This window comes from Campylobacter sp. CNRCH_2013_0855 (assembly GCF_025773025.1).
Lineage (GTDB): Bacteria > Campylobacterota > Campylobacteria > Campylobacterales > Campylobacteraceae > Campylobacter_D > Campylobacter_D jejuni_C.
The window spans coordinates 105,406-114,075 of the sequence record NZ_JAKMTE010000006.1 but is presented as its reverse complement, the minus strand read 5'-3'; the positions used below and the strand labels follow the sequence as shown (position 1 = coordinate 114,075).

The following is an 8,670-nucleotide window of genomic DNA, read 5'->3' as shown; positions in this document are numbered from 1 at the left end:
ATAAATTTTCTTGTTTTAAAGCTTCTGCTTGATAATAAGCGATTAATGGCTCGATGATCTCATCAAAAAGCCCACCTTCTAAAATCGCATCAAGTCTATATAAAGTAAGATTTATTCTATGATCGCTAATTCTATTTTGAGGGAAATTGTAAGTGCGTATGCGCTCACTTCTATCGCCACTCCCAACTTGTGATTTTCTTGCCTCGCTTTCTTTAGCTAAGCGTTCTTGTTCTTGCATTTCAAAAAGTCTTGCTTTTAAGACTTTCATGGCGCTTTCTTTGTTTTTATGTTGGCTTTTACCATCTTGATTTACTACAACTATACCTGTTGGAATATGAGTAATTCTCACAGCACTATCTGTGGTATTTACGCTTTGTCCACCATGACCGCTACTACGCATTACATCGATTTTTAAATCATTTGGATTGATTTGAATTTCAACATCATCAACTTCAGGCATAATAGCCACTGTAATAGCTGAAGTATGAACTCTACCTTGAGATTCTGTTTCAGGCACTCTTTGAACCCTATGCGTACCACCTTCGTATTTTAGCCTTGAATAAGCTCCATTTCCTTTAATAAGAATGATAATTTCTTTAAATCCCCCTACGCTACCTTCACTTGAACTTACGATTTCATATTTGTAATCACGATTTTCTGCATAGCGCATATAAGCTTTTACTAAGTCCCCAACAAATAAAGAAGCTTCATCGCCACCTGTGCCTGCACGAATTTCTAAAAATATATTTTTATCGTCGTTTGGATCTTTAGGCAGTAAAAGAATTTTCAATTCTTCTTCAAGTTGTGGTTTTAAAACTTCGAGATTTTTAAGTTCTTCTTTTGCAAGTTCGCCTAGTTCAGGATCAGATAAAAGAAGTTTGTTTTCTTCTATATCATTTAAGGTTTTGAGATACTTTTTTGCTTTTTCTACTATAGGTTCTAAATTTTTTTGCTCTTTAGATAGAGCTGTCATTTTAGAAATATCATTAGAAATATTGACATCGCTAAGAAGAGTGTTTAACTCATCAAAGCGTGCTAAAAAAGGTTTGAGTTTATCAGCTAACATTAAATTATGCTAATTTATTTACCAATAATGCCAATCTGCTAACACGGCGTGATGCAGTTTGTTTTTTCAAAAATCCACGACTTACCATAGCGTGAATGCTTTTATTAGCTACTTTTAATGCATTTTGTGCAGCTTCTTTATCATTGTTTGCTGCTGCTTCACGAACCGCTTTTGTAATGTTTTTTAATCTTGTTCTATAAAATCTATTTCTTTCAGTTCTTTTGATAGTTTGTCTTGCTCTTTTTTCAGCAGATTTATGGTTTGCCATAATTTTCCTTTTTTATATAAATTAAATTGCTAATTATACAAAATTAAAATTAAATTTTAATTAATTTAAGTATTTTTAAAGTATTAATTTTAATACCTAATATCATTTGTTTTTAAAAAATCGCGTAGTTTTTCATACTCGCCATTTTCCAAATAACGATATTTACCAGCTTTTAACATACCAAGATCTAATGCTCCAAAAGCTACTCTTTTAAGATCCATCACTTCTAAATCAAAATGTCCAAAAAAGCGTCTTAACTCTCTATTTTTACCTTCATTAATGATTACTTTTAGTTTCGTATAGCCTCCGCTTGAACCAAAAATTTCAAAGCCTAAAAATGGAGCAAAACTCATTGAGGTTATTTTAGTTTTGGCGTGAGCCCCTTTTTTTTCATTTTGAATTTCTAAGCCATTTTGCATAGCTTCGATGACATTTTTATCTATATTACCTTTTACTTTTAAGTAATATTCTCTTTCTAAATCACTATGCATAAGCGCATCTGCTATCACAGGTGAATCAGTTAGTAAAAGTAATCCCTCGCTTGCAAAGTCAAGTCTTCCTACGCTAAGCCAAGTGCTAAATTGTTTTGGTAAAGTATGATAGATGGTTTTTCTGCCTCTATCATCTTTTTTACTAACTATTTCGCCTTTTTGTTTGTGATAAATGATGACTGAAAATTGTGTTTTTTTATGGAGTTTTTTACCATTGATAAAAACTTTATCCTCAGTATTTACACTATCACTGAGCAAGGCTGTTTTTTTATTGATTTTTACTAAGCCTTGCTTGATTAGCTCATCAGCCTCACGGCGAGAATATTTGCTATTGTGTGAGATGAATTTATTAATTCTCATAATTTTACTTTACATCACAAAAATAGTTGGTACTATGGTTGGATATTTTTTGATTTTTCTAAAAATATGCTTTCTTAGTACTTGTCTAATTTGAGCTTCTAAAACTTTTGGATTATCTAAAATTTCATCTTTTACATTAGGGAAAAATTGACTTAAAACATCACTCATTTCTTTTGAGAATGCTCCATCTTGTTTATCAGCTACCAAGCCATAGCTAAATACTCTTGGTTTATTAATCAGCGTTTTACTTGCTTTATCAAGTTGAGCAATGATGACAACTATGCCACTATCTGCTAGTTTTTGTCTATCAATTACTACATCATCTGCGATTTGTTTGTTGATTTGATTATCTACAAAGACTTTTCCTGTTTTAACTGTTTTTACACGTTTGATGTATTTTTGGCAAAGCTCTACTTGATCTCCATCACTCATTAAGTAGATGTTTCTTTCAGGTATGCCACATTTTAGAGCAGTTTCTTTGTGTTTATTGATATGATTATACTCTCCATGCACTGGTAAGAAAAATTTAGGTTTTACTAAAGTTAGCATGAGTTTTTGTTCTTCTATACTAGCATGTCCGCTTACATGAATTTCACTAAATTCTTGATAAGCTACTTTAGCTCCTGCTTTTAAAAGAAAATCAAGCACAGCAGAAACATTTGCTTCATTACCTGGTATTGCTTTAGCTGAAATGATAACTTGATCGCTAGGTTTGATTTTGATAAATTTATGCTCATCAGTTGCCATTCTATATAAAGCACTCATAGTCTCACCTTGACTTCCTGTCGTGACAATTAACACTTCGTTGTCTTTATATTTGCTTACTTCATCAGCATCAATGAAAATTTTTCTATCAAGTTTGATATAGCCAAGCTCCATAGTAGTATAGAGATTTCTTTCCATAGAACGCCCTATAACACACACTTTTCTGCCGTATTTTAAACCATAGCTAATAGCTTGATATACGCGGTGGATGTTAGAACTAAAGGTACTCATGATTACCCTGCCTTTAGTTTTAGCAAAAATTTGATCAAAAGTAGGACCTACAGAACTTTCACTTTTTGTATAGCCTTCTTTATATGAGTTTGTACTATCACTTAAAAGACAAAGCACGCCTTCTTCGCCATATTGAGCTAAACGACTTAAATCTGTTGGATAGCCATCAATTGGTGTTTGATCTATTTTAAAATCGCCAGTGTGTATGATGGTTCCTGCTTTAGTTTTAATAGCTAAAGCACAAGCATCTATGATAGAGTGGGTTATGTGAATCCATTCTAAATTAAATTCACCTATTTCATAAATTTGTCTTTTTGTTATAGGTCTAAACCATTTACGCTCAGCTTTTAAACCATGTTCTTCAAATTTATTTGAAATCATACCTAGTGCTAAAGGTGTTGCGTAGATAGGAAATTGAAATTCTTTGAAAAAATACGGCACAGCACCGATGTGATCTTCATGAGCATGAGTGATGATGATAGCACGAATTTTGTTTTTAATCTTTCTTACATAGTCAAAATCAGGTATGATAATATCTACTCCATGCATGGTTCCATCTGGAAAACTCATACCTATATCAACGATAATCGCATCGTTGTTGGTTTCAAAAACAGTGATATTTCCACCGATTTCTCCAAGCCCGCCTAAAGGCGTAATACGAATTTTATGTTCGCTTGAGTTGTTGTGTTTTAAAGGGTGGAGTCTTAGCTCGTGCATAATTTTATTAGCTTCTATGCTTTTAGCAAGTTCTATTTGCCATTCTTCATTACCACTTAATTTAGAAGGTAAATTTCTATTTTTTTTCTTTTTCTTTTTTTCTTCACTAGCTTCAGTTTGAGTATTTTCTGCTTTTGTTTCGTTTTTAATTTCGCTATTTTGATCTTGATTTTGTGAATCTTTTTTTCTTTTGTTTCTAAATTTATTAAATCTTTTAGTTTTATTTTGCTCTTGAGTTTTGTTTTCTTCGCTCATAGTCATCCTTTAAATAGTCATAAATTTTAAGGTATGAATCAACGCTAATTTCATGAGCTCTTGAGGTAGAAGAGAGATTTAGTGCTTCAAATGCTTTTAAAATTTTTTCTTTTTTATTTTTAAAATTAGATAAGAGTTGTTTTCTAGGATTTTGAAAACAAGCTCTAAGAAATTCTTTAAAAGCTTCTATATTTTTACACTTTTGCTGATAATGAGTGGTTTTTATTAACTTCATTACAGCTGAAGTAACTTTTGGCGGAGGATTAAAGCTTTGTGGCTGTATATCAAAAAGCATTTGTCTTTGACATATTAATGCACAAAGCACCCCTAAAGCCGAAAAATTACTTTCTTTTTCATTTGCACAAAATTTCTGTGCTACTTCTTTTTGCACCATTACTATAAGCCCAAGACAATTTTGATCTTCTAGGGCTTTTAAAATCAAATTTGTAGCAATATAATATGGTAAATTTGCTACTAAAAAGTACTCTTTATCGCTTAAACTTCCTTGATCAAAAGCATCACTTGCATTTTGATGGATAAGCTCAAAATTTCCACCTTCAATCTCATTTTGAAATTTTTTATTTAAAATAGGAATCAAATCTTTATCAATCTCATAAGCTCTAATATGAGCTTGTGGGATTTTCAAAAGTTCTTGCGTTAAATCACCTAAGCCAGGCCCAATCTCAACTATATTTTTAGTATCTTTGGGTATGGCTTGGATGATTTTATCTACCACGCTTTTATCACATAAAAAATTTTGCCCAAAATGTTTTTTTGCTTTTATCATAAATTTATTCTATCTAAAAAATATTAATTATAGCATTATTTTAAGCGCTAATTAGATAAAATTTGAATTATTTTTTATAAAGGTTAATTTTTGAAAAATCTTATAGTGTGTGCAGGAGGAAATGAGGATTTTAAATTTGCACAAAGTATAGGCATAGGTTTGGTTAATTCTGCTTTTTCTCTAGGTAAAATTTTAAGTCAAGTAAAAGTAGATAGAGTGATTTTTATAGGCACATGTGGAATTTATCAAGAAGGAAAAATTTTAGATATTTATGAAAGTTCTAATGCTGCAAATTTAGAATACGCAGATTTATTTGATAGTTTCTATACACCTATAGCAAATGAGATTAGATTAAATGTTTCACATGAAACTATAATTAATTCTTCAAATTATATTTGTAAAGATGAAAATATCGCCCAAGAATTTTTTAAAAAAGGCGTACATATAGAAAATATGGAGGCATATGCGGTGCTTTCTTGTGCAAAAATGCAAGGGATAGAAGGAATTTGTTGTTTATGTGCAACAAATTTTTGTAATGAATTTGCACATGAGGATTTTTTAAAAAACCATCAAAAAGCAAAAGAATTATTAAAAGATTTTTTGTTAGATAAAAAACTTATATAGGAAAAAAATTGAGTGAATTAAAAAATATATTAGATTTTACTAAAGAAGAATTAGAAAATTTAGTTCAGCCAAAATTTAGAGCAAAGCAAATTTTTGAATGGGTATATAAAAAATATGCAGATGATTTTTTACAAATGTCATCTTTACCAAAAGACTTTAGGGTGTTTTTGCAAGAAAATTTTCATTTTTCACCTTTAAAATGTGTGAAAGATGAAAAAAGCAAAGATGGGAGTATTAAATATCTTTTTGAACTTCTAGATGGTAAAAAGATAGAAGCTGTTTTGCTACCAATGAAAGAAGAACTTTTAGATGAAGATGGCAAAATCATCAAACATGCAAGATATACTATTTGTGTTTCCTCTCAAGTGGGTTGTAAAAGTGGTTGTAGTTTTTGTCTTACTGCTAAAGGTGGTTTAAAAAGAAATTTAAGCGCAGGGGAAATAGTAGGACAAATTTTGTGGATTAAAAAACATAATAATATACCTTATGAAAGAAGGGTTAATATAGTCTATATGGGTATGGGAGAACCTTTGGATAATCTCAAAAATGTTTCTAAGGCAGTTAAAATTTTAGCCGATAATGATGCCTTAGCGATAAGCCCTAGAAGACAAACGATAAGCACTAGCGGTTTAGCAAAACAGATCAAAGAGCTTGGAGAAATGAATTTGGGTGCACTTTTGGCCATTTCGCTTCATGCTGTAAATGATGAGCTTAGAAGCGAATTAATGCCTATTAATAAAGCTTATAATATAGCAAGTATTATGGAAGCAGTGAGAAATTTTCCTATAGATCAGCGTAAAAGAGTAATGTTTGAATACCTTTTAATTGATGGGATAAATGACAAAATAGAACATGCAAAAGAACTAGTCAAACTTTTAAATGGCATAAAAGCTAAAGTGAATTTAATACTTTTTAATCCACACGAAGGAAGTTTATATAAAAGACCAAGTGTTGAAAATGCGGTTAAATTTCAAGATTATTTAAGCGCCAAAGGTGTTACTTGTACAATAAGAGAAAGTAAAGGACTTGATATTTCAGCTGCATGCGGACAGCTTAAAGAAAGGCAGAGTAAACAATGACTTTTTTAGATATAGCACAGCTTATTTTTATAAGTATAGTAGTGATTATAGGACTTGGTGGGATTATTTATGTATTAAAAAATGAAGGGAAAAATAATGATAGATAAAAAACAATTGTTAGAAAATCAATTATTTCAAAATAGATATATAAAGCCAAATATTTCTTGGTATTTCTCTCATTTAAATGGTAAAAGAGGATTTGCTAGAATTTTTAAAGTTCCTTATGCTGCTTTGATGAAAAAATTTTATTTAAAAAAATACTTCGAAAAGAGGGTTTTAGAAGGTAAGGTGGATATTCCTTATTTAGAATTAGTTTTAACTACAAGATGTACTTTGCGTTGTGAATCATGTAATAATTTAATGCAGTATTTTTCACCATCAAATCAATATACTTGTACTTTAGAGGGTATTATAGAATCATTAGATCTACTTTTATCTAAGGTAGATTCTATTGCAAGAGTTAGAATTATAGGTGGAGAGCCTTTGTTATTTAAAGATTTACCACAATTGATTGATTATTTAGATACTCAAAAGAAAATACTAACTTTTTCTTTAGTTACCAATGCAACCATTGATTTTAAAGATGAATTGATGAAAAAGTTAAAAAAATCTAATAAGATTAGAAAAATTACGATTTCAGACTACAAAAGATCGCCAAATTTAAAAATTCCACTAAAACAAGAAAACATTTTAAGAAAATTAAAAGAAAATAAAATTCCATTTTCTATGGACTCTAGTGGCGAAAATTCTACTTGGAGTGATCCTGAAAAAATTTATAAACGCGGTAGAAGTAAAGAAGATATAATCAAAAATTATCGTAATTGTCAAATGCCATGCGTAAGTTTGATGACATCTGAGGGCTTAGAAAATAAACAATTAGCACCTAAAGGAGCTGTTTTTGTTTGCCCTATATCAAGTTCCTTATCGCGTTTAAAAGGACTTGAAGAATTTAATGGCGATTTTTTAAATTTAGAGGATTCTAAAGAAAGATTTTTTGAATTTTATTCTCAAGATTTTTATAAATCTTGTGATTATTGTAGAGATTATGGTAAGCCAGCTAAGCAAATTGCAGTTGCAATCCAAACTGATAAGGTTTTAAAATTAGAAAAAGATTAAGATAAATTTTTCAAAAACTCATCTTTTATATCTTTTTGAGATTGTATCAAAAATTTTTGATTTTTATATGTAAATTCTAAGCTAAAAGAATGCAAAAGCAATCTTTTAGCACCTGTAATTTGAGCTCTTTCGATATCGCTCATTTTTCCATCTAATATTTGCTCTATTTGTGTTTTTTCTAAACCATATAAAGGTTCACCTAAAATTTTATGTTTCACATGAAACAAATGTAGTCTTATTTGGTGTTGTCTACCTGTTAGAGGTTTAGCTAAAACTAAACTAGCATCTAAATTTTCAAAATATTCTAAAGTATAAAATTGTGTTAAAGCTTCTTTGCCATTTTCACAAATATGCATCCTAGTTTTGACTGCATCATAGTCTTTAGCCAAATCCATGCTTTTATCTACTATAAACTCTTTTTTAGTTTTTCCTTTTACTAGAGCAAAATAGCTTTTTTGCACTAATCTTTTTTCAAACATAGTTTTTAACTCAATTTGTGCATTTTTATGTTTTGCTATGAGTAAAAGTCCACTTGTTTCTTTATCTAGTCTATGAGCCACGCAAGCTTTTTCACCCCATAAATGCCAAATTTCATCACAAAGACTATAAGCACAATTGCGCCCATTAGGATGAGTTAGCACTCCACTTGGTTTTTCTACGATGGCAAAATCTTCATTTTCAAAAACTATTTCTAACCCTTTGGGGTTATTTTCATATACGATTAATTCTACTAAACCATTTAAAAATTTATTTTTTTCTTCTACTAAATTTCCATCACAAAATAGTCTTTTTTTATCAATGAGTTTTTGTGCTTCACGCATAGAAATTTTCAACTCATCCATAAGTAGTCTAAATGCCTTTTTTCCATTATTTGCTAGTTTCTTTTTTATATATGCCATTTAATAACTTTC

General features: G+C 30.2%; 10 protein-coding genes. 4 read left to right on the top strand and 6 right to left on the bottom strand.

All coding sequences use genetic code 11. The features are described 5' to 3' along the window. The 5 genes from prfA to rsmA all read right to left on the bottom strand — a co-directional run. A partial coding sequence (gene prfA, locus L8X40_RS04965) for a peptide chain release factor 1 (protein ID WP_263667454.1) occupies nucleotides 1–1,066 on the bottom strand: 1,066 nt, incomplete at its 3' end. Nucleotides 1,067–1,070: 4 nt separating this feature from the next. After that, nucleotides 1,071–1,334, bottom strand: a complete 264-nt coding sequence (rpsT, locus tag L8X40_RS04960; protein WP_039617063.1) for a 30S ribosomal protein S20 — start codon at nucleotides 1,332–1,334, stop codon at nucleotides 1,071–1,073. 89 nt (nucleotides 1,335–1,423) lie between these two features. Continuing rightward, nucleotides 1,424–2,185, bottom strand: coding sequence for a pseudouridine synthase (locus L8X40_RS04955; RefSeq protein WP_214100159.1), 762 nt, complete (start codon nucleotides 2,183–2,185; stop codon nucleotides 1,424–1,426). Nucleotides 2,186–2,194: 9 nt separating this feature from the next. Then, nucleotides 2,195–4,153, bottom strand: coding sequence for a ribonuclease J (locus tag L8X40_RS04950; RefSeq protein WP_087699090.1), 1,959 nt, complete (start codon nucleotides 4,151–4,153; stop codon nucleotides 2,195–2,197). Further along, complete coding sequence (gene rsmA, locus L8X40_RS04945; RefSeq protein WP_214100158.1) at nucleotides 4,119–4,940, bottom strand: 16S rRNA (adenine(1518)-N(6)/adenine(1519)-N(6))-dimethyltransferase RsmA; 822 nt, start codon at nucleotides 4,938–4,940, stop codon at nucleotides 4,119–4,121. Before rsmA ends, L8X40_RS04950 begins: the two co-directional genes overlap by 35 nt. Before the next feature lie 90 nt (nucleotides 4,941–5,030). On the opposite strand from rsmA, the gene L8X40_RS04940 reads away from it, so the two are divergent. Genes L8X40_RS04940 through L8X40_RS04925 form a run of 4 tightly spaced genes read left to right on the top strand, consistent with a single transcriptional unit; the run spans nucleotide 5,031 to nucleotide 7,759 of the window. Further along, entirely contained in the window at nucleotides 5,031–5,564 is a 534-nt protein-coding gene (locus tag L8X40_RS04940; protein ID WP_263667453.1) for a purine-nucleoside phosphorylase, read from the top strand. An 8-nt stretch (nucleotides 5,565–5,572) separates the two neighbouring features. Beyond that, nucleotides 5,573–6,643, top strand: coding sequence for a 23S rRNA (adenine(2503)-C(2))-methyltransferase RlmN (rlmN, locus tag L8X40_RS04935; RefSeq protein ID WP_263667452.1), 1,071 nt, complete (start codon nucleotides 5,573–5,575; stop codon nucleotides 6,641–6,643). Next, a complete protein-coding gene (locus tag L8X40_RS04930; protein ID WP_087699086.1) occupies nucleotides 6,640–6,750 on the top strand; it encodes a hypothetical protein in 111 nt (36 codons plus the stop codon). Before rlmN ends, L8X40_RS04930 begins: the two co-directional genes overlap by 4 nt. After that, a complete protein-coding gene (locus L8X40_RS04925) occupies nucleotides 6,740–7,759 on the top strand; it encodes a radical SAM protein (protein WP_263667451.1) in 1,020 nt (339 codons plus the stop codon). The genes L8X40_RS04930 and L8X40_RS04925 overlap by 11 nt, the downstream gene beginning before the upstream one ends. Here L8X40_RS04925 and L8X40_RS04920 read toward each other — a convergent pair. Beyond that, a complete protein-coding gene (locus L8X40_RS04920) occupies nucleotides 7,756–8,658 on the bottom strand; it encodes an RluA family pseudouridine synthase (protein WP_263667450.1) in 903 nt (300 codons plus the stop codon). The two genes, L8X40_RS04925 and L8X40_RS04920, sit on opposite strands and share 4 nt — an antisense overlap. Nucleotides 8,659–8,670: the final 12 nt, after the last annotated feature.